The organism is Achromobacter sp. FW305-C-13 (assembly GCF_058783475.1).
This window is the reverse complement of sequence record NZ_JBYSYN010000006.1, coordinates 33,737-59,828: the sequence shown is the minus strand read 5'-3', so window position 1 is coordinate 59,828 and position 26,092 is coordinate 33,737. Positions and strand designations below refer to the sequence as shown.

20 protein-coding genes are annotated in these 26,092 nt (G+C 64.9%); 6 read left to right on the top strand and 14 right to left on the bottom strand.

The genetic code is table 11. The features are described 5' to 3' along the window. Positions 1-207: 207 nt before the first annotated feature. From AC3WMU_RS28760 to AC3WMU_RS28725, 8 genes are all read right to left on the bottom strand, one after another. A complete protein-coding gene (locus AC3WMU_RS28760; RefSeq protein ID WP_280029095.1) occupies positions 208-1,254 on the bottom strand; it encodes a CDP-6-deoxy-delta-3,4-glucoseen reductase in 1,047 nt (348 codons plus the stop codon). A 70-nt stretch (positions 1,255-1,324) separates the two neighbouring features. Next, the gene (panD, locus tag AC3WMU_RS28755) at positions 1,325-1,693 is read right to left on the bottom strand and encodes an aspartate 1-decarboxylase (protein WP_006224022.1); all 369 of its coding nucleotides are present in this window, start codon (positions 1,691-1,693) and stop codon (positions 1,325-1,327) included. A gap of 178 nt (positions 1,694-1,871) precedes the next feature. Then, a complete protein-coding gene (locus AC3WMU_RS28750) occupies positions 1,872-2,744 on the bottom strand; it encodes an MOSC domain-containing protein (protein WP_492283341.1) in 873 nt (290 codons plus the stop codon). A 215-nt stretch (positions 2,745-2,959) separates the two neighbouring features. Next, complete coding sequence (thpD, locus tag AC3WMU_RS28745) at positions 2,960-3,886, bottom strand: ectoine hydroxylase (protein ID WP_006227525.1); 927 nt, start codon at positions 3,884-3,886, stop codon at positions 2,960-2,962. 19 nt (positions 3,887-3,905) lie between these two features. Then, positions 3,906-4,310, bottom strand: a complete 405-nt coding sequence (locus tag AC3WMU_RS28740) for an ectoine synthase (RefSeq protein WP_006227526.1) — start codon at positions 4,308-4,310, stop codon at positions 3,906-3,908. Beyond that, positions 4,307-5,614, bottom strand: coding sequence for a diaminobutyrate--2-oxoglutarate transaminase (gene ectB / locus AC3WMU_RS28735; RefSeq protein WP_006227527.1), 1,308 nt, complete (start codon positions 5,612-5,614; stop codon positions 4,307-4,309). Before ectB ends, AC3WMU_RS28740 begins: the two co-directional genes overlap by 4 nt. Positions 5,615-5,738: 124 nt before the next feature. Next, complete coding sequence (ectA, locus tag AC3WMU_RS28730) at positions 5,739-6,299, bottom strand: diaminobutyrate acetyltransferase (RefSeq protein WP_006227528.1); 561 nt, start codon at positions 6,297-6,299, stop codon at positions 5,739-5,741. Then, a complete protein-coding gene (locus AC3WMU_RS28725; protein ID WP_006227529.1) occupies positions 6,296-6,847 on the bottom strand; it encodes a MarR family winged helix-turn-helix transcriptional regulator in 552 nt (183 codons plus the stop codon). Before AC3WMU_RS28725 ends, ectA begins: the two co-directional genes overlap by 4 nt. Before the next feature lie 258 nt (positions 6,848-7,105). Here AC3WMU_RS28725 and AC3WMU_RS28720 point away from each other — a divergent pair, with 258 nt between their 5' ends. From AC3WMU_RS28720 to AC3WMU_RS28705, 4 genes are all read left to right on the top strand, one after another. Further along, complete coding sequence (locus tag AC3WMU_RS28720) at positions 7,106-8,038, top strand: MurR/RpiR family transcriptional regulator (RefSeq protein ID WP_492283340.1); 933 nt, start codon at positions 7,106-7,108, stop codon at positions 8,036-8,038. Between the two features lie 58 nt (positions 8,039-8,096). Then, the gene (locus AC3WMU_RS28715; RefSeq protein WP_280029093.1) at positions 8,097-9,437 is read left to right on the top strand and encodes an aspartate aminotransferase family protein; all 1,341 of its coding nucleotides are present in this window, start codon (positions 8,097-8,099) and stop codon (positions 9,435-9,437) included. Between the two features lie 158 nt (positions 9,438-9,595). Further along, positions 9,596-10,600: a TAXI family TRAP transporter solute-binding subunit gene (locus AC3WMU_RS28710; protein WP_006227532.1), complete on the top strand. Its 1,005-nt coding sequence runs from the start codon at positions 9,596-9,598 to the stop codon at positions 10,598-10,600. Between the two features lie 85 nt (positions 10,601-10,685). Beyond that, positions 10,686-13,349, top strand: coding sequence for a TRAP transporter permease (locus tag AC3WMU_RS28705; RefSeq protein WP_492283339.1), 2,664 nt, complete (start codon positions 10,686-10,688; stop codon positions 13,347-13,349). Here AC3WMU_RS28705 and AC3WMU_RS28700 read toward each other — a convergent pair whose 3' ends face one another. The 5 genes from AC3WMU_RS28700 to parE form a co-directional block, all read right to left on the bottom strand. Beyond that, complete coding sequence (locus tag AC3WMU_RS28700) at positions 13,350-14,552, bottom strand: DUF418 domain-containing protein (RefSeq protein WP_492283338.1); 1,203 nt, start codon at positions 14,550-14,552, stop codon at positions 13,350-13,352. Then, complete coding sequence (locus AC3WMU_RS28695) at positions 14,549-15,193, bottom strand: TetR/AcrR family transcriptional regulator (protein WP_492283337.1); 645 nt, start codon at positions 15,191-15,193, stop codon at positions 14,549-14,551. Before AC3WMU_RS28695 ends, AC3WMU_RS28700 begins: the two co-directional genes overlap by 4 nt. A gap of 135 nt (positions 15,194-15,328) precedes the next feature. Continuing rightward, the gene (parC, locus tag AC3WMU_RS28690) at positions 15,329-17,659 is read right to left on the bottom strand and encodes a DNA topoisomerase IV subunit A (protein WP_088590935.1); all 2,331 of its coding nucleotides are present in this window, start codon (positions 17,657-17,659) and stop codon (positions 15,329-15,331) included. Positions 17,660-17,704: 45 nt separating this feature from the next. After that, the gene (locus tag AC3WMU_RS28685) at positions 17,705-18,301 is read right to left on the bottom strand and encodes a YcxB family protein (protein WP_492283336.1); all 597 of its coding nucleotides are present in this window, start codon (positions 18,299-18,301) and stop codon (positions 17,705-17,707) included. After that, positions 18,301-20,262, bottom strand: coding sequence for a DNA topoisomerase IV subunit B (gene parE, locus AC3WMU_RS28680; protein WP_088590933.1), 1,962 nt, complete (start codon positions 20,260-20,262; stop codon positions 18,301-18,303). Before parE ends, AC3WMU_RS28685 begins: the two co-directional genes overlap by 1 nt. Before the next feature lie 327 nt (positions 20,263-20,589). Between parE and trxA the strand changes: the two genes are divergently transcribed. After that, positions 20,590-20,916, top strand: a complete 327-nt coding sequence (gene trxA, locus AC3WMU_RS28675) for a thioredoxin TrxA (protein ID WP_006218534.1) — start codon at positions 20,590-20,592, stop codon at positions 20,914-20,916. A gap of 117 nt (positions 20,917-21,033) precedes the next feature. Continuing rightward, positions 21,034-22,293 (top strand): transcription termination factor Rho, encoded by a 1,260-nt coding sequence (gene rho / locus AC3WMU_RS28670; protein ID WP_006218533.1) that lies wholly within the window; start codon positions 21,034-21,036, stop codon positions 22,291-22,293. A gap of 64 nt (positions 22,294-22,357) precedes the next feature. Here rho and AC3WMU_RS28665 read toward each other — a convergent pair whose 3' ends face one another. Next, positions 22,358-26,047, bottom strand: coding sequence for a YhdP family protein (locus AC3WMU_RS28665; RefSeq protein WP_492283335.1), 3,690 nt, complete (start codon positions 26,045-26,047; stop codon positions 22,358-22,360). Positions 26,048-26,092 lie beyond the last annotated feature (45 nt).

Below are 26,092 nucleotides of genomic sequence, written 5' to 3'. Positions count from 1 at the left end.
TCTGCGTGCTTGCTGCCCCCCGAGGGGGCTTTTTTACCTTGGGGCGGCCCATCGGTAAAAATACGCCCCCACGCCGCGCACGCTCTGCGTGCTTGCTGCCCCCCGAGGGGGCTTTTTTACCTTGGGGCGGCCCATCGGTAAAAAGGGGCGGAAGTCACGAGCCTTTTCCGCTTGTGAATTCCACCCCCTTGCTTCGTGCTGGTCCAGTTACGACGCGGCTTTCGCCAGGTCGGCTTCGGACGTGAAGGCGTCCGCGTAGAACTCTTCCGGCGGCAGGCCGTTCTGCGCGCTGAACTCGCGGCGGGCGGCGTCAACCATCAGCGGCGTGCCGCAGGCGTAGACCTGGTGGCCGGACATGTCGGCGATGTCCTGCATGACGGCCTCGTGGACAAAACCGGTGCGGCCCGTCCAACCGTCTTCCTGCAGCGCGTTGGACACGACCGGGACATAGGTGAACCCCGGCAGCAGGCTCGACCAGGATTGCGCCAGCGCGTCCATATACAGGTCGCGCGGACGGCGGCCGCCCCAGTACAGGGTGACCGGGCGGCCGATGTTCTTGTGGATCATGTGCTCCACGATGGCCTTCACCGGGGCGAACCCCGTACCGCTGGCCAGCAGCACGATCGGCTTGTCGCTATCTTCGCGCAGGAAGAACGAGCCGAACGGGCCTTCCAGGCGCAGGATCTCGCGCTCTTTCATCTGCGTGTCGCCCGCGCCGAAGACGTGGTCGGTGAACAGCCCACCCGGCATGTGCCGGATGTGCAGTTCCAGCGGGCTGCCGGTGTGCGGGGCGCCGGCCATGGAATAGCTGCGGCGGCGGCCGTCCTTCAGGATGACTTCGATGTACTGCCCCGCGTAATAGCGGAACTGTTCCGAAGCCGGCAGCTGCAGCTTGATCACGGTGACGTCGGGCGCCACGCGCTCAAGCGTCTGCACGCGCGACGGCAGCTTGCGGATCTGGATGTCGCTGGCCAGGCGGACTTCGGTGGATTCGACCACCATGTCCGACCCCGGACGGGCCTGGCAGAACAGTGTATAGCCGTCGGCCAGTTCCTCGGGCGACAGGATCTGGGCAGGATATTGTCCGGCGTCGAACTCCCCGGACACCACTTTGCCCTTGCAGGTGGAGCACGCGCCGTTGCGACAGCTGTAAGGCAGCACGATGCCGGCAGCCAAGGCGCCGTCGAGCACGGTCTGGCCGGGCTCGACCGGGAATTGATGCTTGCTGGGTTGAATGGTGACCTGGAAGCTCATGATGAAACGGTTCTGAGTTGACGCAGCGTCTTCCGGCCTGACCGGAAGCGCCGCTGCGCCCGGCCCGGCGTCAGGCCGGGAACTTGCGGATTTCCTTGACGCGGTTTGCGTCGTCCACCAACACCACTTGCGGCTTATGCGTGGCGGAATCGGCTTCGGACATCGGGCCGTAGGTGCAGATGATCAGCAGATCGCCGACCTGGGCCCGACGGGCCGCTGCACCGTTCAGCGAGATGGCGCCGCTACCGCGGGCCGCCTTGATGATGTACGTGTCGAAACGTTCGCCGTTGGTGACGTTGTAGAGTTCGATGCGTTCGAACTCGCGCATGCCGGCAGCGTCCAGCAGGTCTTCGTCGATGCCACAAGACCCTTCGTAATGAAGGTCGGCTTCGGTGACCGTGACGCGGTGCAGCTTTGCCCGCAGCATGATGCGTTGCATGATAGAAATATCCTGGTTCGCGGCCCGGTCCGCGAAGCGTTGCTAAGTGATGCCCGGCATCCGGTATTGCCGTTGGAACCCGGTATTCTATAATTTTTGCCGCACCGGGACGTCCGCCATGCCATCGCGCAGGTGGCCGACTTCGCAGCAGAGGCGGAAACAGCGCCCGCCCGCGCGCCTAGAAATCCAGTTCGATCTCGACCGCGTCGCCGACCTTCAGGCGCGCGCCGGCCGGCGCATCCAGAATGGCGTTCTGGCCGAACACCACCCCTATTTCCAGATTCCGGTAGCCCGCCAGCGTGCGCCCGGGCTCGTCGTACTGCTGCGCCGTACGCTGGTCGATATCGGGGATCGAACACCGCGTGCAGGGTTTGACGAACGCCATCTTGACCCCGGCGGCGGTGATCATGGCCGTATGGTCTTCCTCGAAGGGTTCCCATTCGCCCTCGACCACGATATTGGGCCGGAAACGGTCCATCGGCACGGGCGCCACGCCCTTGGCTTGCAAGCGGACGTTCAAATCATCAAGCGAGGCCTTGTTGGCGATCAGCAGGGGAAAGCCGTCGGCAAAGCCGAAGTGGTGTTCCCCGGCGAACGTCTCCGCCAGATCGGGATGCGCGTCGACCCAGCGGGACACCCAGTCGGGCTTGGCGTTGCGCTGGGCAGCCGTGTCCACCTTGAGCAGGCGGCAAGGCGTCTTGAGGAAATCGGAAAACCACAGCCCGACTGCCGCGCTTTCGCGCTGGGCGGAAATGGTGTCGCTCCAGACCGCCACGGTTTCCGCCCCCTGCTCCAGGCCGGACCCATCCAACGGCACATCCAGGTCAGCCATGCCCGGCGCGGACAGGCGCAACGCGTCGGCCGTGAGCGCGGTGCGGATCAGCGCCATCGCGGGCCATTGCCGCTGGGTCATGAATTGGCCGTCGGCGCTGATCAGCATCCAGCGGCGGTCTTGGGCCAGGCCGGCCCGGTCGATGGGGGATTCCGCCAGGTCGATGCCTGCGCAGGATTTGATCGGGTAGATATGCAAGCTGAGGATACGGGCGGACATGGCGGCGAAAAGTCAGCGAAGAATGCGCGAAAGGATAGCAGAGAGCGTCCCGCCTTCGCCCTGGGATCTGCCCCGGGCGCGGGCATGAAAAATGCCTCCCATGCTGCGCCGCCGGCTTGCCGCCCCAGGGGGGCGTTTTCATCTTGAGGCGGCTCGGCGATAAAAAACCCGGGCGCGCAGGCCCGGGTTCCGAATGCGCCGGCAGGCTGTACAGCCTAGCCGCCGACCAGTTTCAAGGTATCCAGCGGCGTCACCGCCTTGAATCCCTTGCGCGTCGCGATATGTTCAGGACGCGGCGTCAGCCCGTACTTGGGCGGATTCAAGGTGTTTTCCATGCTGTTATAGACCATGAACACGTTAGCGCGCGGCCACGGCGAGATGTTGCTGTTCGAGCCGTGCATCGTGTTGCAGTCGAAGAACACCACCGAACCGGCCTTGGCCGTCATGGAGCGGATGCCGCCCTGCTCCACCAGCAATTGCAGGCTGACCGGGTCCGGCACGCCATACTCCTGCTTCTTCAGCGATTGCTTGTAGTGCTCGTTCGGGGTTTCGCCCACGCACGAAATGAACTGCCGATGCGAACCGGGCACCAGCATCAGCGGGCCGTTGCACTCGTTGTTGTCGGTCAAAAGCACCGAGCAGCTGAGCGCGCGCATCGAGGGCATGCCGTCTTCGACGTGCCAGGTCTCGAAATCGGAATGCCAGTAGAACTCCTTGCCCTTGAAGCCCGGCTTCATGTTGGCGCGCGATTGGTGGATGTAGACCTCGGACCCGAGGATCTGGCGCGCCACATTGACCAGCCGCGGGTCGCGCACCAGGCGCGACAACACGGGGTTCAGCACATGCACCATGAAGATGGAACGCACGGCATTGCTGCCGGGCTCGGTGATGGACTCTTCGCGCCGGATGATCGACGGGTCGCGCGTCATGCGCTCGACCTCGGACGACAAGGCGCGGATCTCGGCTTCCGAGAACAGGTTTTCAAGCAAGAGGAAACCGTCGCGCTCGTACTGGCCGACTTGCTCGCCGGACAGGGCGTTGGCGTACTGGCCGTCTTCATAGACCACCGGATCCTGACGGGCGATGATGGCGGAACTTCGATCCGTACGGGAGGCGTACGGATCCTGTGCAGGTGAGATCATGCGAACCTCCTTGTCTTGTTCAGGCCGCTTTGGCTTGGGCTTCAGGCAGGGCGTAGACGCCCTCTTTGTCATGCACTTCCTGACCCGTCAGCGGCGGGTTGAAGACGCAGATGACGCGCAGCGGCTCTTTGCCGCCGCACAGCCAGTGCTCGTCGTTGTCGTTCAGGGCGTAGACCACGCCGGGGCCCAGGTCGTACTTCTTGCCGTCGGCGATGGTCTCGATGGAGCCGTCGCCTTCAATGCACCACACCGCTTCAAGATGGTTCTTGTAGTGGATGTGCGTACGGCCGCCCGGGAAGATGGTGGTCTCGTGGAAGGAAAAGCCCATTCCGTCCTTCTTCAGCAGCACGCGGCGGCTGACCCAGGTGTCGGTGCGAACTTCGTCGGCGGTGCCGATCACATCTTTGACGTTGCGTACGATCATTGGCGTTTTCCTCCAAATTTCAGAATGCGGGCAGACTGCCCCTCTTCGGCCAGCGCTTCAGCCACGCTGGCCTCGATCACGTCCAGGCCCTTGCTGAGCAGCTCTTCCTCGATCGTCAACGCAGGCAGCAGCTTCAGCACTTCGTCGTGCGCGCCCGAGGTTTCGATGACGACGCCCTTCTTGAAAGCGTTCTGTGCGATGCGATTGGCCAGGGCGGGCGTCGTGTTGCACACCAGCCCCTGGATCAGGCCGCGGCCGCGCACCGACAAGCCGGCATTGGGATAGCTGTGGACGAGGTTTTCCAGCCAATCGCGAACCTGGCGCTCTTTGCGCTGGATCTCGGCGGTGAATGCCGTGTTGGCCCAATAGGTTTCCAGCGCCTGCGTCGCCGTGACGAAGGCCAGGTTGTTGCCGCGGAACGTGCCGCTGTGGGCACCCGGCTTCCAGATGTCCAGCTCGGGCTTCATCAGCACCAGCGACATCGGCAGCCCGAAACCGGACAGCGACTTCGACAGCGTGATGATGTCCGGACGGATGCCGGCGGCCTCGAAGCTGAAGAACGTACCGGTGCGGCCGCAGCCGACCTGGATGTCGTCCACGATCAGCAGCATGTCGTGGCGCTTGCACAGCTTTTCCAGCTCTTTCAGCCAGCGCAGCGTCGCCACGTTGACGCCGCCCTCGCCTTGCACCGTTTCCACGATGACGGCGGCGGGCTTGTCCATGCCGCTGCTGGGATCTTCCAACATGCGTTCCAGATACGCCATGGTGTCCACGTCCGGACCGAAGTAGCCGTCATAGGGCATGAACGTCGTGTTGCCCAGCGCGTAGCCCGAGGCATCGCGGAACTTCATGTTGGCCGTCACGGCCAGCGAACCGCCGCTCACGCCATGAAAACCATGGGTGAACGAAATCACATTGGGGCGGCCCTTGACCTGGCGCGCGATCTTCAGCGCGGCTTCCACGGCATTGGTGCCGGTGGGGCCGGTGAACTGCAGCGTGTATTGCCAGTTGCGCGGCTTGAGCAGCACGCGATCCACCGTCTCCAGGAAACGCTTCTTCGCGCTGGTGGCCATGTCCAGTCCGTGGACGACGCCGTCCGACTGTACATATTCCAGCAGCTTTTCCTTGAGAACAGGATTGTTGTGGCCATAGTTCAGCGTGCCTGCGCCGCTGAAGAAATCGATGTATTCGGTGCCGTCCTCATCAATCAGCGTCGAGCCTCGGGCCTGGCTGAATATCACGGGAAACGACCGAATGTAGCCCCGCACCTCCGACTCCATCCGGTCAAAGATTTTCAAGTCCATATGATTAATCCTCCCTTTCATCTCATAAGTTGACAGACGGCCAGCTCCCCTCCGGATGCGTGAACGCATTCGGATCGGCAAAGCCATCCCGGTATTTCGATAAGTCCGCTGGGGTTGCGCCGCCCTACGGGGCAGGCAATGCGAACGGGCCTATCCTCAACAGCATCTCGTCGTCATGGTCCGCGCCCCCGAACAATTGCCGGTCGAAGAACGGCTGTTCAGACACGTGGGCGCCCAGCTCGCCGGCCAAGCCGGTAAAGCTGCGGCGCGATGCCTGGTTGTCAGGCCCCACCGTGGTTTCAAGATGACGAACATGCGCGAGCCCCTTGCGCTGCAAGAGTTCGCGAAGCATGGCGCGGGCCAACCGGTGGCCGCGTGCGCGGGCGTGCACCGCGACCTGCCAGACGAACAACACGTCGGGCCGGGTCGGGATCACATAAGCGGAGATAAAACCGTCGATACGTCCGCCGGCACTTTCGGCGATGACGCAGGTGTCGCTGAAATGCTCACACAGGAGCAAGTAGGCGTAGAGGGAATTCAGGTCGAGCGGCGGGCACTCGGAAATGAGGCGGTGAATGGCGGCGCCGTCTTTGCGGTCGGGCAGACGCATCGTATGGGTCTGCGCGCGAACCGCCGGCGCCACGGCACTTGAGAGAGTTGTTGTATCCAGTTCGATTGTCTTCATGCAACGATTCCCGATTCTGGGGGTGCCCCGCCCGTGGGCACTTCAAGGATGGGCGACGACACGTCACCGTGCGCTTCCGCGGCAACTGCCTGGCCTTCTTGCTCCATCAGCGCCACGATGCGTTCCAGCGACAGCGTGATCGTGGCTTGCTCAAGTTCAGGCAAAGCGTTCAGCGCGTCGGCCAGGTGCTTCTGCAACGGCGACGGCGCGCCTTGCGCCAGTTCACGGCCGGTGTCGGTGGCCGTGACAAAGACGATGCGGCGGTCTTCACGGCCGCGCTCGCGGCGGATGAACCCTTTATCTTCCAGGCGGTCCAGGATGCCGACTACCGTGCTGGGGCTGACGTGCATCTCGCGGCTGATGGCGGTGGCCGTCATGGGGCCATTGGCCATCACCGTGCGCAAGCACATCAGTTGGGGCGCGGTGATGTGGCTGACCGCGGACAACTGGCGCGAATGCAATGCGATCGAGCGCGTGATGCGGCGCAGGGCTCGCAAAATGCGCAGGTCGTACTGCTGTGTCGGATCGGATTGCGCGGCGTTGTTCATGGAAATTAAAAGGTTCGATCAAAATTGATTTCTACACAAATGATATGCGCACGATTTATTCGAGTCAAACAAAAACCCCCCGCATGATGTAAATAAATAAACACGGAATTGCAGAAGATGACCGCAGGATTGCTGGACTTGGCGGCGGCCTCACAAGGGGCGCGCGCGCGCCGGATGGACTAGTGGAAATCCTTAGATAAAACATATGTTTTATCTTTGGATCAGGATTTATCATTTGTTTTTTTGCCGATACCCACGATGCCCCTGCCCACCGACGTCATCCTGAACCTGCAGGAAAAGCTGGAATCCCTGCCGCCCGAGCTGCAACGCGCAGCGCACTGGGTGGTGGCGCATCCTGCTGAAGTCGGCCTGTGGTCCATGCGCCGGCAAGCCCAGGCGCTGAGCGTGGCGCCCGCCACCATGTTGCGGCTGGCGCGGGCAATCGGATATTCCAGTTACGAGGATTTCCGTCAGCCGTTCCAACAGGCCCTTGCGGGGCCGCACAACCCCGGACTGCGTGAGCGTGCAGCCGCCTTGCAGGCCGCTGCGGGCACCGCCGGGGCGCCCGGCCACGACGTGCTGACGCAATACCAGATCCAGGCGATGAGCTCGGTGTGCGCCTTGAACCCGTCGAGCGCATTCGACGCCGCGGTGCAGACCTTGCTGAACGCCCGCCAGGTCGGCTTCCTGGGTACCCGTTCGGCGTTCGGCATCGCGTTCCAGATGCGCTATGCGTATCAGCTGGTGCGCCGCAACAGCGTGCTGATCGACGGCTTGGGCGGTGCCCCCGCCGAACAGGCCGACAACCTGGACGCCGGCGACGCGCTGATCGTGATTTCTCAGGCGCCCTACCCCACGGCCACCGTGCAACTGGCCCGCCAGGCCGCGCAGCGCGGCGTCGCGCTGATCGCCTTGACCGACGACCCACTGTCGCCGCTGGCCGTGGAAGCCCGCCATACGCTGCGTTTCGCGCCGCCCGATCGCGATGGCGTCCAGGCGCGCCCGGCGCGCCAAGGGCCCGGCTCGTTCTTCCATACCACTGCAGGCCTGCTGGGCCTGGCCGAGCACCTGATCGCGCGCCTGACCGCCCGCGGCGGCGCCGACGTGCTGAACCGCCTGACGGAAGTCGAAGCGCGCCTGCGCACCGACAACGTCTACTGGACCGCCCCTGCAGCGCGGCGGCCCGGCTGAGCGCTCCCGTCCAACCATCGCCATTTCCCACCGCCCACTCACGCATCCCGGAATCCCCATGAGCCAAACCCACGTCCTGCATCGTTCCCTACGCCAGACGCCGCCTGTCGCCGTACGCGGCCAGGGCGTGTGGATCCACGACAGCGCGGGCCGCGCCTATCTCGACGGGTCGGGCGGCGCGGCCGTGTCGTGCCTGGGGCACAACCACCCCGACATCCAGGCCGCCATGCACGCCCAGATCGACGCGCTGGCTTACGCCCACACCAGCTTCTTCACGACCGAAGTGGCCGAGCAATTGGCCGACCGCCTGGTCGCCGACGCGCCCGCCGGCATCTCGCATGCCTACTTCGTCTCGGGCGGCTCCGAAGCCGTTGAGGCCGCGTTGAAAATGGCGCGTCAGTATTTCGTGGAAACCGGCCAGCCCGAACGCCGCCACATCGTGGCGCGCCGCCAGAGCTACCACGGCAATACGCTGGGCGCGTTGGCCGTGGGCGGCAACGCCTGGCGCCGCGCCCAATTCGCGCCACTGCTGATCGAGGTCGAACACGTCTCGCCTTGCTACGCCTATCGCGACCAGCGCCCCGACGAAAGCGCCGAACAGTACGGCGAGCGGCTGGCCCTGGAACTGGATCAGACCTTTGAAAAGCTGGGCGCTGGCACCGTGATGGCTTTCGTGGCCGAGCCGGTGGTGGGCGCCACCTCCGGCGCCGTGACGGCCGTGCCCGGCTATTTCCGCCGGATCCGTGAAGTCTGCGACCGCCATGGCGTACTGCTGATCGCCGACGAGGTGATGTGCGGCATGGGCCGCACCGGCACGCTTTACGCGGTCGAGCAGGAAGGCATCGTGCCGGACCTGATCACCATCGCCAAGGGCTTGGGCGGCGGCTATCAGCCCATCGGCGCAGTGATGGCGCAACAGCGGATCGTGGACGCCATGCAGCAAGGCAGCGGCTTTTTCCAGCACGGCCACACCTACCTGGGCCACGCCATCGCCTGCGCCGCCTCGCTGGCCGTGCAGGACGTGATCCGCCGCGACAACCTGCTGGCGCGGGTGCGCGAACAGGGCGCAGGCTTGCGACAGCGGCTGGAACAGGCGCTGGGCGCGCATCCGCATGTGGGCGACATCCGCGGCCGCGGCCTCTTCATGGGCCTCGAACTGGTGCAAGACCGAGAGACCAAGCAGACCTTCGACCCTGCGTTGACGCTACATGCGCGGATCAAACGCGAAGCCATGGCCCGCGGCCTGATGGTCTACCCGATGGGCGGCACGATCGACGGCCGCCAGGGCGACCACGTGCTGCTTGCGCCGCCCTTCATCATTTCCAACGACGAACTGGACCAATTGACCGAACGCCTGGCTGGCGCCATCGACGCCGCCATTGCACACGCCCGCGCCTAGCGCCGGCCTGCATACGCGCCGCGAGGGGATCCGCCGCGCGCCGCCCGCCACCCACGGGCACGTGATGATTCGTACAGGACGCCTCGCAGGCTCGCGGGGTGGACCAACCGCCGGCAAAGACCGGCAAATCACGGGGAAAAACCCCATAAGGAGTTTGCATGACCACGTCCGTCAAACATCCCTTGGGCCATCGCAACGCCTGGACGCTCGCCGCGGCCGGCGTGGCCACGGCATTGCTGTCCATGGCGCCGGCACCCGCCGCCGCCCAACAAAAGTTCGTCAGCATCGGCACGGGCGGCGTCACCGGCGTCTACTATGCCGCCGGCGGCGCCATCTGCCGCCTGGTCAATAAAGACCGAGCCACGCACGGCATCCGCTGCTCGGTCGAATCCACCGGCGGCTCGGTATTCAATGCCAACACCATCAAGGCCGGCGAACTTGACCTGGGCGTGGTGCAGTCCGACGTCGGCTTCAACGCCTACAACGGCGAGGGCCAGTTCAAGCAGGCCGGACCCTATCCGAAATTGCGGTCGGTGTTTTCGATCCACCCCGAGCCCTTCACCGTCGTTGCGCGCAAAGACGCGAACATCAAGAGCTTCGAGGATCTGAAGGGCAAGCGCTTCAACGTCGGCAATCCGGGCTCGGGCACGCGCGCGTCGATGGAGGAACTGCTGGCAACAATGGGCTGGACGCTGAAGGACTTTTCGCTGGCTTCGGAACTGCGCCCCGACGAGCACGGCTCCGCCGTGTGCGACGGCAAGATCGATGGGTTCTTCTACGGCGTTGGCCACCCTTCGGCCAACATCCAGGACCCCACCACGAGCTGCGGCGCCAAGCTCGTTTCGTTGACTGGCCCCGCAGTGGACAAGCTGGTGGAAAAGTACCCCTACTACGCCCACGCCACGATTCCCGCCGGGCTGTATCCGAACAACCCCGGGGAAACCAAGACGTACGGGGTCACCGCCACTTTCGTCACATCGGCCGACGTGCCCGACGCCACGGTCTACACCGTGGTCAAGGCGGTGTTCGACAATTTCGACGACTTCAAAAAGCTCCACCCTGCGTTTGCGAACCTGAAGCCGGCGGACATGGTGAAGAACGGCTTGTCGGCGCCGCTGCATCCGGGCGCCGAGAAGTACTTCAAGGAAAAGGGCCTGCTCTAAGGCCTGGCCAGCGCGCGCTCGCCGCGCGCCAGCATTCAACGCGCGCCGCTTCGCCGGCGCGCGCCATGACTCGTAGGGGAATTTCATGACTAAAGCGCCGCACACGCCGGCCCCGGACCTGGAACAGCTTGTCGCCGACGCCGACCGCGGCGGCCGCAACGTGGGCGGCGTCGCCGGCGCCACGCTGGCGGCTGGCGCGCTGCTCTGGTCCATCTTCCAACTCTGGTATGCGTCGCCGCTGCCGTTCTCGTTCAACTGGGGCATCTTCAACGACACGGAAGCGCGCGCGCTGCATCTGGGCATCGCGATGTTCCTGGGGTATCTGGCGTATCCGGCCAGCAAACGCGCCGCGCGCGACCGCATGCCCTGGTACGACTGGATCCTGGCGTTGGCCGCCGGGTTTTGCGGCAGCTACCTGTACGTCTTCTATAACGAATTGGCCGGCCGCCCCGGACAGCCCACGCCGATGGATGTAGCAACGGCCGTCATTGGCCTGGCGCTGCTGCTGGAAGTCACGCGCCGCGCGCTCGGCCTGCCCATGACCGTGCTCGGCCTGGTGTTCGTCGCCTATGCGCTGGCGGGTCCGTGGCTGCCTGACGTGCTGGCCCATCGCGGCGCGTCGCTTGAGCGCCTGATGTCGCACATGTGGCTGACGACCGAAGGCGTGTATGGCGTGGCGTTGGGCGTCTCGGTGTCCTACATCTTCATCTTCGTGCTGCTGGGCTCGATGCTGGACAAGTGCGGTGCGGGCAACTACATGATGCAGGTCTCGTTCGCGCTGCTGGGCCATTTGCGCGGCGGGCCGGCCAAGGTGGCGGTGGTGTCCTCGGCAGTCAACGGGCTGGTGTCCGCCTCCTCGGTGGCCAACGTGGTCACCGGCGGGATCTTCACGATCCCCCTCATGAAGAAGGCCGGCTATGGCGGTGTGCGGGCCGGCGCGATCGAGACCGCATCCTCGGTCAACGGACAGATCATGCCCCCGGTCATGGGGGCAGCCGCATTCCTGATGATCGAATACGTCGGCATCCCCTACACGGAGATCATCCGCCACGCGATCCTGCCGGCGGCAATTTCCTACATCGCGCTGTTCTATATCGTCCACCTTGAAGCCCTGAAGCTGGGCATCCAGCCGATGATGGCCACGGGCCCCGTACGCACGCCGCTGCAGAAACTGGCGGGCTGGGGCATGGGGATCAGCGGCACGCTGCTGGTGATGGGCGCGGCCTATTGGATCGGCACCGGCGTGCAGGCCGTGGCGGGCGCCGCGGCCATCTGGGTGCTGCTGGCAATCCTGGCGGCGCTCTACCTGTGGCTATTGCGCGTTGCCGCCGCGCATCCCGACCTGCCGCAGGACATCGACATCAATCATCCCGTGCGACCGCAACCCTGGCCCACGGTGCGCGCCGGACTGTATTTCCTGATCCCCATCGGCATCCTGGTGTGGTGCCTGAGCGTGGAGGAACTGTCCGCGGGCCTGTCGGCGTTCTGGGCGGCGATGGCCATGCTGTTCCAGATGGTGACGCAGCGCCCGCTGATGGCCTGGTTCCGCAAGCAGGACGCGGCGCCGGCCTGGCGCCAGGGCTGGCGCGACGCCATCGGCGGCCTGCAGGACGGCGCGCGCAACATGATCGGCATCGCGATCGCCTGCGGCACCGCCGGCCTGATCGTCGGCGCCATCACGCTGACCGGGCTGGGCTTGCGCATGACCGCGTTCGTCGAACTGGTGTCGATGGGCAACGTGCTGCTGATGCTGATCTTCACCGCGCTCGTGTGCCTGATCCTGGGGCTGGGCATGCCGACGACCGCAAACTACATCCTGATGGCGACGCTGATGGCGCCGGTCGTGGTGGAGCTGGGTGCGCAGAACGGCCTGGTCATCCCCCTGATCGCCGTGCACATGTTCGTGTTCTATTACGGCATCATGGCCGACATCACGCCGCCCGTCGGGTTGGCCACGTTCGCCGCGGCGGCGATATCGGGCGAAGACCCGATCAAGACCGGCATCCAGGGCGTCACCTACGCGGCGCGCACGGCCATCCTGCCGTTTATGTTCGTGTTCAATCCGGCGCTGCTGCTGATCGACGTCAATTACGGATGGGAGCTGGCGCTGGTCGTGGCCGGCGCCACCCTGGCGTCGTTGACGTTTGCCGCGGCCACCATGCGCTGGTTCCGTACGCGCTGCACGTGGGCTGAAGTCGGCGTGCTGCTGCTGGCGACGTTCATGCTGTTCCGCCCGGACTGGTTCATGGACCATTTTGCTCCGCAATACGAAAGCCGTCCCGCCTCCGACATGCTGGCGATCGCCGCCGCCATGCCGGACAACGGCCGGCTGACCGTGGTGCTGCGGGGGATCAACCTGGAAGGCGACGAGCTGACCAAGACCGTCGCCGTGGCGCTGCCCGCGCTGGAGCCAGGCGCCGATGCGTCGGGCGCTGCTGCGTCGAGCGCCGACGCGCCTGAGGTCGCATCGCCTGCCGTTGGACGCCAGCGCCTGGCCGATGCCGGGCTGACGCTGATGAGCCTGGGCGACCAGACCCAGATCGGCGGCGTGCGTTTCGGCAGCCGCGCCCAACGCTCGGGCTGGGAGCAAGGCTGGGACGTGCTGGAAGTCAAAGCGCCCAACCCGCAGCGCTGGTCAGACCACTGGGTCTACCTGCCCGCCCTGCTGTTGCTGGCAGGCATGTGGATGCGGCAGGGGCGCCGGGACGGCGGCTCCTCGGTTGGCCGGTTGCGGCCGGGAACGGCCTGATCAGCCTGCGCGCGCGCGCCGCCAGGGCGGCACGGCCCCGATGGTGAGCGCGCGCAGGAACCACTCCACCGGGCCATAGGCGTGGTGGCGCATCCACCACGCGGACAAGGGCAATTGCGCGGCGAAGATGGCCACGGCGATGCCGGTTGCCGCCAAGGGCGACACCGACGCGAACAGGCGCAGGCCCCAGCCCGTGAACAGGAAGGCGCAGACGACGGACTGCATCAGATAGTTCGTCAACGCCATCCGCCCGGCAGGCGCCAGCCATGCGCCCACAGCCCCGAAAACCCTTGTCCGCAGGGCCAGCAGGAAGGCGGCGGCGTAGGACATGCTTAGCAACGGTGCGGTCAGCAGGTCCGCCGCCAAGCCTGGAAGCTCCCAGGCGGCGCCTGCGAACGGCAGCGACGACGTTGCATACAGCGCTGACCCGGCCAGACCCGGCAACAACCCCAATGCGCACAACAGCCCCAGCGCGCGCGGCTGCTGCCAGGGATCCGCAAGCGCATTGCGACGCCCCAACGCATAGCCGACCAGGAACATCGCAAAAGCGAACGGCCCCTGCACGAACAGCACCATGAACCAGACGCTCTCGGTCAGTTCCTTGATGTGCTGCGCGATGGTCGTGCTGATGGTGCCGCGGTAGGCTTCGATGGAGGCCAGCGCCTCGGCCTTGTACAGCGCCTGGTAGCCGGCGGGCACCGGGTCCAGGAAACTCAAGAAGCCCAGAATCGCCCAGACCGACGCGGCCAGTACGATCAACCACAATGCGGCGCGCAACGCGCGTTTTGGGTCCATCCTGCGGCACAGCAGCAGCCCCAGGCCCAACAGCGCGTAGGTCAGCAGGATGTCGCCCTGATAGAAGAGCACGGCATGCGCCAGGCCCAGCAGCGCCAGCCCCGCCAGCCGCCGCAGGAAGCGCGGCGCGAACGCCGCCTGGCTGCGTTCGGCCGCCGACATCTGCAAGGTGAAGCTATAGCCGAACAGGAACGAGAACAGCAGATAGAACTTCGTTTCGAACAGCCACGCGATCAGCCAGCGCACCGCCAGATCCACCGGGCGGGAATAGGCCGGATCGGCCATTCCTGCGCCGTAGAACGGCGACGAGAAAACGCCGATGTTCACGATCAAAATGCCAAAGAGCGCAAAGCCGCGCAGTGCGTCCACGTGGGCCAGGCGGCCGGGGTCCTGACGGGCGGCGCTCATGCTCGGCCCCTTTCCGCTTGCGGGCGGCGCGGGACGCGGTTGCCCGCCGAGGCGGCTGGCGGCAGGCTGCGTTCCACGGCCTCGCCCAACAGGTTGGCCGCGGCGCGGGCGCCGAAGGCGGGATCCACCACCGACCGGCTGAAGACGCCGTCCAACAGCAGCAACAACACATCTGCCATGGCCGCCAGCGGCTGCGGGGCAACCTGCCCCATCCAGACCGCCTCCAGCAGGGTCAGCAGGCCTGTCTTGCGCTCGGCCTCGTTTGCCATCACCAATGCGTGCACGCGCGGATTGCGCACTGCCTCGGCCAGCACCTCCATGCCCAGGCGCACAAACACCGGATCCTGATACAGCGCCAGTTGACCGTCGACCCATTCACGCAGCGCTTGGCGCGCATCGGGCGCCGCGCTGGCCGCCTGCATGCGGGACCGGATGTCGTCGGTGTCGGAGGCGACGAGCGCCTCGATGATGTCGGCCTTGCTGGCGTAGTAATGGAACAGATTGCCGGGGCTCATCGCCGCCCGCTCGCAGATCTGCGCAGTGGAGGTCGCGTGGAAACCGTGCTCCGCAAAACAATGCGCCGCGGCGTCAAGGATATGGCGGCGGCGTTCTTGCTGCTTAATGGGATCTGTTTTGCGCATGGATAATTAATAGACTGACTGATCTATCTATTAAATAGCAGCACCTTGGGTCGGGTCAAGAAAAAAGGCGGGCCCTGCGGCCCGCCCTTCCTTGTCGCCAGGCAGGGAGCGGATTCGCTCCCTGTCGGCCCGCCATCACCCCAGTACGGGCGACAGCACCGGCTGCTTGGGACGCACGTCCAGCTGCCGGCCCTTGCGCGCACGCTTGCCCACATAGGGCGCCAGGGCGTCGCCGACCAGGATGTCTTCGGTCAGCTTATTGCGGTAGATGCCCGTGGCGCGCAGGCCGCGGGCGCCGATCGGCACCGTCTGGTCCAGCTTGTCCGAGGCGTCCAGGCCCATCAGGATGGTGCCGCGGCCGCCGCCGGACAAGGACTTGCACTCGTCCAGGCCGAAGACCAGGAACTTGCCCTTGGCAGACAGCAGGGCCAATTGCGTGGCGCCGTCGAACAATGGTACCGGGCGCAGCATCTCGTCGCCCTCTTCCAGGGTGATGAACTGCTTGCCGGCGCGCTGGCGGCTGACCATGTCGGACAGCTTGGCGGCAAAGCCGTAGCCGCCGCGGGTGGCCAACAGCCAACGCGTGTCCGGCGCCGCAGCAATGGTATGCACGATGCGCGTGCCGGACTCCAGGTCGATCATGGTGGTAACCGGCTGGCCGTCGCCACGCGCCGAAGGCAGCCCCCCGACTGGCACGGAATACACCCGGCCGTTGTCGCCCATTGCAATCAGCGTGTCGGTGGTGCGGCACTCAAAGGCGCCGTACAGGTCGTCGCCCTGCTTGAAGCCGAATTGCGAGGCGTCGTGGCCATGGCCCTGACGGGCGCGCAGCCAGCCCTTTTGCGACACGATGACCGTGACCGGCTCGTCCAGCACCTTGGTTTCCAGCACAGCGCGTTCGGCCGTCTCGATCAGGGTGCGGCGGTCGTCGCCATACTGCTTGGAGTCAGCCTCGATTTCCTTGATCAAGAGGCGCTTGAGCGTGTTCGGGTTGTCCAGCAGCTCTTGCAACGAGATCTGATCCTTACGCTTGTCAGCCAGTTCCTGCTCGATCTTGAAGCCTTCAAGACGGGCCAATTGACGCAAACGCATTTCCAGGATGTCTTCGGCCTGGCGTTCGGACAGCTTGAAGCGTTCCATCAGCGCGGCGCGCGGCTCGTCCGATTCGCGGATGGTCTGGATGACTTCGTCCACGTTCAGGTAGACCAGCATGCGGCCTTCCAGCACGTGGATGCGGTCGGTGACCTTGTCCAGGCGGAAGCGCGTGCGGCGCACCACGGTATTGGTGCGGAACGCCACCCACTCGACCAGGATGTCGCGCAGGCCCTTCTGGCGCGGCCGGCCGTCGGTACCGATGCACACCAGGTTGATCGACGAGCTGCTTTCCATGCTGGTCTGCGCCAGCAGCGTGTTGACGAATTCGTCACGGTCCACGCGCGAGGTCTTCGGTTCGAAGACGAGGCGCACCGCGGCGTCCTTGCCGGATTCGTCGCGCACGGCATCCAGCAGGTTCAGCATGACCGCCTTGGCCTGCGTCTGCTCGGGCGTCAGGCTCTTCTTGCCGGACTTGACCTTCGGGTTGGTGATTTCCTCGATCTCTTCCAGGACCTTCTGGCCCGACGTGCCCGGGGGCAGCTCGGTAATCACCAGTTGCCACTGGCCGCGCGCCATTTCCTCGAACTGCCAGCGGGCCCGCACCTTCAGCGAACCGCGGCCGGCGCGGTAGATCTGCGCGATATCAGCGGCGGGCGTAATGATCTGGCCACCGCCGGCGAAGTCGGGGCCGGGGATCATGGCGTGCAGCTCTTCGTCCGGCAATTGCGGATGCTTGATCAGCGCCACGCAGGCCTGGGCCACTTCACGCAGGTTGTGCGACGGGATTTCAGTGGCCATGCCGACTGCGATGCCCGAGGCACCATTCAGCAGCATCACGGGCAAGCGCGCCGGCAGCATCTGCGGCTCTTGCTGGCTGCCGTCGTAGTTGGGCACGAAGTCCACCGTGCCCTCGTCCAGCTCATCCAGCAGCAGCTTGGCGATGGGCGTCAGGCGCGCTTCGGTGTATCGCATCGCCGCGGCGTTGTCGCCGTCGCGCGAGCCGAAGTTGCCCTGGCCGTCGATCAGCGGATAGCGCAGCGAAAAATCCTGCGCCATGCGCACCATGGCGTCGTAGGCGGCCTGGTCGCCGTGCGGGTGGTATTTACCCAGCACGTCGCCCACGACGCGCGCGGACTTCACGGGCTTGGCGCCTGCGGCCAGCCCCATCGCCTGCATGGCGAACAGGATGCGGCGTTGCACGGGTTTCTGCCCGTCGCCGACGTCGGGCAAGGCGCGGCCCCGCACGACGGAAACCGCGTAGTCCAGATAGGCCTGTTCGGCATAGCGCGCCAGCGTGATGGCCGCGTTGGCGTCGCCATCGCCGTCAGGCGGAGTGGGGTCGAACAAGCCGGGTTGATTGCTGTCGGTCATGATGGTTTCAGGTAGACAAATTCATCGAAACGGCGTCAATGCGCCTCAAACGGACGGCGCCAGTTGCGTATCGTCGACATGCGCGCGCAATTGGGCGCGCACCGCCTCCAACGTAGCGGCGTCCTGGCCGCGCTTGGGAATGATTACGCCTTGCAAGGTGCCGAGGATGACGTACAGGTGCTGCGGGGTCTCTTCCACCCGGCGGATGTCGGACCACTCCATGCGCCCCGAGGCGGTTGCGGTCGTGTCCGAGATGCCCTCGGGCCCGAAGTCCAGCTGATGCCGGCCCAGGAACAGGTCGTCAGGCTGCTTTTTCAGCATGCGCCGCGTGTTCATCCTGACCAGCGGCGGCAAGGCGAACTCGTAGGCCAGCGCCAGCAGCGCCAGGATGCCCAGTCCCACGGCCAGGCCCTGGAAATACACGGGCAGTATCCGTCCCCAGTCCGGCCCCTTGCCATCCCAGGTCTGCCAGATCAGATAGGCCAGTAAGGCCACGATCATCAGGACCGCGAAGCGCAGGTGGGAACGGTAGCGGCGGCGGCGCAGTTCAGGGCGCTTGTATACGTACGCCGCGAACTCCGCGTAATCGTCGGCCGTCATGTCGACGGTCATCCGGGCTTGGCCGGGCGTGGCGGACGTCATCAGATATCCAGCTCCGCCAGGTTGCCCTTTTCTTCGATCCAGGCGCGGCGTTGCGAGGACTCGCCCTTGCCCATCAGCATGTCGAACATGCGGGTGGTGTCTTCGGGCGTCTGATCGCCGTAGCCCACGGGCAGCAAGCGGCGCGTGTCCGGATTCATCGTGGTTTCCCACAACTGTTCCGGGTTCATTTCACCCAGGCCCTTGAAGCGGCTGACCGCCCAGGCGCCTTCGCGCACGCCTTCCTTGCGCAGCTTGTCCTGCGCGGCCTCAAGCTCGCCTTCGTCCAGGCAATAGATCTTGCGGGCCGGGCGCTTGCCCTGCGCCGGCACGTCCAGGCGGAACAGCGGCGGCTTGGCCACATAGACGTTCCCGGCTTCGACCAGCTTGGGAAAGTGCTTGTAGAACAAGGTCAGCAGCAGCACCTGGATGTGCGAGCCGTCCACGTCCGCGTCCGACAGGATGCAGATGCGGCCGTAGCGCAGGCCCGACAGGTCCGGCGTATCGCCGGGGCCGTGCGGATCCACGCCGATCGCAACGGAGATGTCATGGATTTCATTGTTGGCGAACAGCCGATCGCGATCCACTTCCCAGGAATTGAGCACCTTGCCGCGCAGCGGCAGGATGGCCTGGAATTCCTTGTCGCGGCCCATCTTGGCGGAACCGCCTGCGGAGTCGCCCTCGACCAGGAAGACTTCGGTACGGGTCGCGTCGCTGGATTCACAGTCGGTCAGCTTGCCGGGCAGCACCGCCACGCCCGAACTCTTGCGCTTTTCGACCTTCTGGGCGGAACGCTGGCGCGCCTGCGCCTGGCGGATCGCCAATTCGGCCAGCTTCTTGCCGTATTCCACATTGCTGTGCAGCCACAGGTCCAGCGCGCTCTTGGAGAAGCCGCCCACCAGGCGCACCGCGTCGCGGCTGTTCAGGCGTTCCTTGATCTGGCCCTGGAATTGCGGATCCAGCACCTTGGCCGACAGCACGAAGCTGGCGCGCGCGAACACGTCTTCAGGCAGCAGCTTCACGCCCTTGGGCAGCAGGCTGTGCAGTTCGGCAAAGCCTTTGACCGCGCCGAACAGGCCTTCGCGCAAGCCGGATTCGTGGGTGCCGCCGGCAGGCGTCGGAATCAGGTTGACGTAGGACTCGCGCACGGCGTTGCTGTCTTCAGTCCAGGCCACCACCCACTGCGCGCCCTCGCCTTCGGCGAAGTTCTCGTGGTCGGCGCCGGCGTACTGCTGGCCTTCGAAGAACGGCACCATCAGCTCGGCGCCGGTCAGCGCTTCAGCCAGGTAGCCGCGCAGGCCGTCCTGGTATTGCCAGGTCTTGGTGTCGCCCGATTTCTCGTTGATCAGCGTGACCTTAACGCCCGGCAACAGCACGGCCTTGCTGCGCAAAAGGTGCGTCAGTTCACCCAACGGGATGTTGGGGCTGTCGAAGTATTTCGCATCCGGCCAGACGCGCACGCGGGTGCCGGACTTCTTGCGGCCGCCCTCGGCGTACGGCGCCAGCGGTTCGGCGACATCGCCGCCCTTGAACACCAGTCGGTTGACCGCGCCGTCGCGCCACACCACCACTTCCAGCCGGGTGGCCAGCGCGTTGGTGACGGACACGCCCACGCCGTGCAGGCCGCCGGAAAAGGCGTAGGCGCCGCCGCCTGCCTTGTCGAACTTGCCGCCCGCATGCAGGCGGGTGAAGACCAGCTCCACAACGGGAGCGCCTTCTTCGGGATGCAGACCGACGGGGATGCCCCGCCCGTCGTCCTCGACGGACACGCTGCCATCAATGTGCAGCGTGACCTGGATCTGTTTGCCGTAGCCGGCCAAGGCCTCGTCTGCGGCGTTATCAATGACCTCTTGCACAACGTGCAGTGGGTTTTCGGTGCGGGTGTACATGCCCGGGCGCTGGCGCACGGGCTCCAGCCCCTTCAGGACGCGAATGGACGCCTCGGTGTAACGTGGAGTGGCCAAGTTATCCCCAACATCTGTGGAAAAAAACCGACATTTTACGGATAAGCCTAGATTCTGCGCGGCTCCCAGTAGGATGCGCACGACCTGACCAGCCTCGAATTCGGTAGGATGATGACAGTCACAGCCCGCGCGTCAGGGTTCAATCACCCGGATCACGACGACTGCGCCGCAACATCCTACACAAAACCAGCAAACCCTGTTGTTATTAACAGTGGTATGCCTGTTGTTATTGACAGTGGTATGCTTTAATCCATTCCACATACAAGAACAACGGCAAGGCGCGTCCTTTTTTTCGCGCCTTTTGCTGCCGAACCGAGAATCACCATCATGAGCGACCAAATCAAGAACGTCAGTGACGCAAGCTTCGATGCCGATGTGTTGAAATCCGGCCAGCCGGTGCTGGTGGACTACTGGGCTGCCTGGTGTGGCCCCTGCAAGATGATTGCCCCGATCCTGGAAGAAGTCGCCACCGAGTACGCAGGTCGCCTGACGATCGCGAAGCTGAACGTGGACGAAAACCAGGGTACCGCCACCAAATACGGCATCCGCGGCATTCCGACCCTTATGCTCTTTAAAGACGGCCAAGCCGCCGCCACCAAAGTTGGCGCGCTGTCGAAGTCGCAACTCACCGCATTCCTGGACGGCGCGTTGTAAACTGCGTGCTGTGAACGAAGGCGCCGCCCTGGAGGCGGCGCTCATTCAATACCGCGCGAGCCCGTCCGTGGCGCGCCGCCAGAGCCCTCCTTTACTTTTCCCCCACCAATCACCGCGATGCACCTCAACGAACTGAAGGCGCTGCATGTCTCGCAGCTGCTGGAAATGGCCGCTGGCCTGGAAATCGAGAACGCCAACCGCCTGCGCAAGCAGGAATTGATGTTCGCCATCATGAAACGGCGCGCCAAGCAAGGCGAGCAGATCTTTGGCGACGGCGTCCTTGAAGTCCTGCCCGACGGCTTCGGTTTCCTGCGCTCGCCCGAGACCTCGTATCTGGCCAGCACGGACGACATCTACATTTCGCCGTCGCAGATCCGCCGTTTCAACCTGCACACCGGCGACTCGATCGAAGGTGAAGTCCGCACGCCGAAAGACGGCGAGCGCTACTTCGCGCTGGTCAAGGTGGACAAGGTCAACGGCGTGGCGCCCGAAGCGATCAAGCATCGCATCATGTTCGAAAACCTGACGCCGCTGCATCCGAACCGGACGATGCGTCTGGAACGCGATATCAAGAGCGAAGAGAACCTGACGGGCCGTATCCTCGACGTCTTCGCCCCGATCGGCATGGGCCAGCGCGGCCTGATCGTCGCCAGCCCGAAGTCCGGCAAGACGGTGATGATGCAGCACATTGCGCATGCCATCACCACCAACTATCCCGACGCGGTCATGATCGTTCTGCTGGTCGACGAGCGCCCGGAAGAAGTGACGGAAATGCAACGCACGGTGCGCGGCGAAGTGGTGGCGTCGACCTTCGACGAACCCGCTACCCGTCACGTGCAAGTGGCCGAAATGGTCATCGAAAAGGCCAAGCGCCTGGTCGAAATGAAGAAGGACGTCGTGATCCTGCTGGACTCGATCACCCGTCTGGCCCGCGCCTACAACACCGTGGTGCCGGCCTCCGGCAAGGTGCTGACCGGCGGTGTGGACGCCAACGCCCTGCAACGCCCCAAGCGCTTCTTCGGCGCAGCCCGCAACCTGGAAGAAGGCGGTTCGCTGACCATCCTGGGTACCGCGCTGATCGAAACCGGCAGCCGCATGGACGAAGTCATCTACGAAGAATTCAAGGGTACGGGCAACTCCGAAGTCCACCTTGAGCGTCGTCTGGCTGAAAAGCGCGTCTACCCGTCGATCAACCTGAACAAGTCGGGCACCCGCCGCGAAGAACTGCTGATCGCCCCGGACCTGCTGCAAAAGGTCTGGGTGCTGCGCAAGTTCATCCACGACATGGACGAAGTGCAATCCATGGAATTCATCCTGGACAAGATGCGCGCCACCAAGACCAACGCCGAATTCTTCGACATGATGAAGAAGAAGTAAGACAGGTCTTGCCCGCCATGAAAAAACCGCCATCCGGCGGTTTTTTTATTGGCCAATGGCTGGCTCAGTGTTCGATGTATTGAGGCATGCGGCCGCGGGGCGCCGCATCGGCCGGCCGCGGCGTCTGCTTGTCGGGCTCCTTGCCCGACCCGTCAATCGGTTCGATCCGGGGATCGTCCCAATTACCCGTCACCGAATACTCCATGGTCATCGCCCGCGCCAACGGTTGCTTAAGCAGCCATTGCGTGACGAACGCGCCCAGGCCGATCAATGGGTTCACGGCCAGCGCCGTCACCATGGCCGCGCCGCTGGCGTCCAGGTTCGGAATCACCACTGCCTTCAGGTCCCAGCGCTCGCGGATGATATTGACCCCGCCCGCCAGGACGATCGTGGCCACGGGGCCGGTGATCTTGTAGCCTTCGGTGGACATTTGTCCGTCCGCCATCTTCACGCGCCCCCGGATGGTGTCGAACGGAAAGCCGTCGCGCAGCAGGTTGGTCGGGTTCACGTCCAGCCGGGCCAGCCGCTGCAGCGATTGGAGCGACAGCAACTCCAGCAGCCGCGCCGTGCGGGAGTTCACATGCATGAAACGGCCCTTGTCCAGGCTGACATCGACTTCGCCCGCCACGTCGGCGATGTTGTGGGTCCAGGGCAGATTACGCCACGTCGCCTTGCCGACCGCCGAGCCTTCGCCGCCGGACACCATGTTCTCGAAGCCGATCCGATTCAAGAACTTGCCCAGATCGACGAACTTGGCCGTGGCGTCCACCGTCAGCCCCCGATCCGGCCCCTCCAGCCGCCAGTTGCCCGTGGCATTCAGATTGGCCGCGTCGTTGGTGATCGACAATTTATCCAGGCGCCACTGGTGGCCGCGTTCCAGATTGGTGCCCACCACTTGAAGCTCGCCCACGTTCTTGCCATACAGGAAGAACTCCTTGGCTTGCAGGTCGATCGCCGGGATATCCGACAAATCGTTGCCTGACGCCAGGGCCTTGTCGGCCTCGTTGGTGTCGTCGGCGCCGCCAAACGACAGGTGCTTCAGGCGGGCGGTGATCTGACCGGCGATCGCACCGGAGGCTTCCCGCCACTCCAGCGACCCCGTCGCCTGCCGCGACTGGATATCCACCCGCCACTGCGCCGGCCCCGGCCGGGTCGCGTATAGCGTCAGGTCGTTCAGCGTGTAGCCGCTGGCGCGCAGCAGGCCGGTCGCCAGGCTGACGCGCTCGGGTTCGGGGAACACCGGCTTGGCCGCTGTTTTCTTGGCCCCGCTCTTGCCGGCGGGCGCGTCAAAGCCATCCAGCACGGTTTCCCACCCGTCCATGTCCAGTTCCGGCAGACTGGCGTTCAGGCTCATTCCGCGCTCGGGCAAGCTGGCCGGCCGGCCGATGCCCAGCGCTCCCCGCGCAAAGTAAGACGGTGCTGCATCGCCCGGATCGCGCTCGAACAGCGCGTTGACGTTTTCGCCCAGGCTTGCGGTCAACCAGCGCCGGCCCTTGGTACCGCGGTCCTGCGCCGCGCCCCATTGCAGCTTCAGCAACTGGGACGACGAGGCGGGCTTGCCTGCCGGCGCCGGCATATCGATCGCCATGCCGGCCAGGTCGGACTCCATCGATATCTCGACCGAACCGCCCTTCTGGTATCCCACGCGGCCCTTGTAGGCGGCCTTGCCGCTGAAACGCGCCATGGACGGCGTATTGCTCAATTGCGACAAGCCCGAGCCGGCCAGGGTGCCGTCGAAATGCAGGGCATCCGACCCTTGCGCGAGCGTTCCGGAAATCTTGACCGGCCCGCCCAGGAACTGCGCCCGGATATCCTTGGCCTGGACGCCCTTCTCCGAAAACTCCAGATCGCCGTGCATCTGGCTCAGCAAGGGCATTTCGGGCATGAAGGTGAAGGTGTTTTCCGAAAACACGATACGTCCCTGAACCTGGGTGTCGTCCGTGTTGAGCAGCGGCACTTTCAGCTTCAGCGGCAGGCGCCAGTCACCCGTGCCGCGAGCCTCGTCCAATGCGCCATCCAGCAGTTCGCCCAAGGGGGAATTCGCGGCCACCGCCAAATAGGCCGGAACGGGGCCCGAGGTCTCGCCATCAAGCAGCAGCTCGGCGTTATGGTCCATATCGGGGATCGTCGCCGTCATGGCACCCAGATTGACCGTCTGGCCCGCCCCGGTGCGCATCAGGGCGCCGCCCGGGCTGTCCAGCGTCAGGCTTACCTTGTCGATGCGGAAGCTGCCGGACAGGTTCTCCAGCATGGGCCAGCCCTTGCGGTGCGGCCGGGCCGGCGCATAGTCGACCTTAGCGCCGGCATAGGCGCCGGCGATCACGAATTCACCCACGACACCCGGCGAATTGAACGGAAAGTCGTCCAGGTCCCCTTTCAGCGTGATGGCGGCCGAACGCATTTCGCCCGCCGGCAAGCCGGTAGCCAGCCACTCGCGGGCGTCCGCATTGACCTCCAGGGGCAGGTAGCGGTGTATGGACGGCATCGAACCGCGCACCATCGTGCCGCGCATGTCGGCGCTGCCCGCCGCCGTCTTGCCCTCGCGCCGCCATTGACCCTGCAAGCGCACGTCCAGGTCATCATTGACCACATGCAATTGCGCCACATCCACGAACCAGTTCTGGGCATCCGGCCCCTTGATCTGGGCATCCAGCGCCAGCTCGCGCGCCGCCAGCGTGGGTTCTTCGAATACGCCCGGCAGCGTCACCCGCAGCTGCTGCACCGCGCCCTTGATCGACGCGTCCGCCGCGCCCGGGCTGCGTGCGAGCGGCACGTCTTCGATCTGCATGAAGTCGCCGGGCAGGCCCTGTATGCGAAATTGGCCCGAAGCGCCGCTTACCGCGGGGCCATCCTTGCCCGCCGACCAGTTCACGCCCCTGACGGCGATGTCCGAGGTCAATTCGGTAAATTTGCCCCGATCCAGTTGCAGCCATGCCCGGCCCGCGATTCGGCCCGCGACCTGGGGCGGCTTTACCCAGGGCGCCCAGGCCAGCGGCTCCACGTCATCGGCTTCGGCGTAAAGCTGCCCGCTCCAGTTCGCGGGATTGGCGGCGTTCGCGGCGAACAAGCTGCGGTTGAATTCCCCACGCAGCTCCACCTTGCGGGCCAGGGCCTCGCCGGCGGAGGCCTGCAGCACAAAGCGGTGCGACAAGCTGCCGTTGCGCATCAGGAAATCCACGCCGTTCAAGGTCAGCGCCGGCGCTTGGCGCAAATCGTCTTGCCAGACGACGGTCGCGTCGCGTATCAGCAGTTCACGCTGGGCAACGAGCCAGCGCAGGGCCGGATGGTTCAGGTCGGACTCATGGTCGCTGGCGTTCAGGTCGATGTCCTGCCCGGCCACCCACAGATGATTGGCGGTGTCGCGCCGCAGGGTGAGTTCGGGCTTTTCCACCCGCAAGCGCACCAGCGTGGGCGACAACGCCAGGATGCTGCGCCACGCCAGCACGGCCGAGACGGAAGGCAGGGTCAGGACCGGTGCCGCTTCGTCGTCGTAAACCTGTACGGCAGTAAGATCGAGTTTGGGATTCAGCCCCTGCCAGTTGGCCTGGATGCCGCCGATGGTGACGCGGGCGCCCAGCGCCTGGCTGGCATACGCCTCTATCTGCGGACGCCACTGATCCACACGCGGCAAAACCCAGTAACGTACGCCCAGGAGACCGATGGCCACCACGCCATAAATAGTCAGCGCGACCCAAAACAGGCAGCAGAGCACGCGACGCGCGTGCGGCGTGGGGACGGTGTTTGAAACAGACACGGATCGTGTGTGGTGGGCAGGAGAAGATGTCTTGCGGTATCGTCC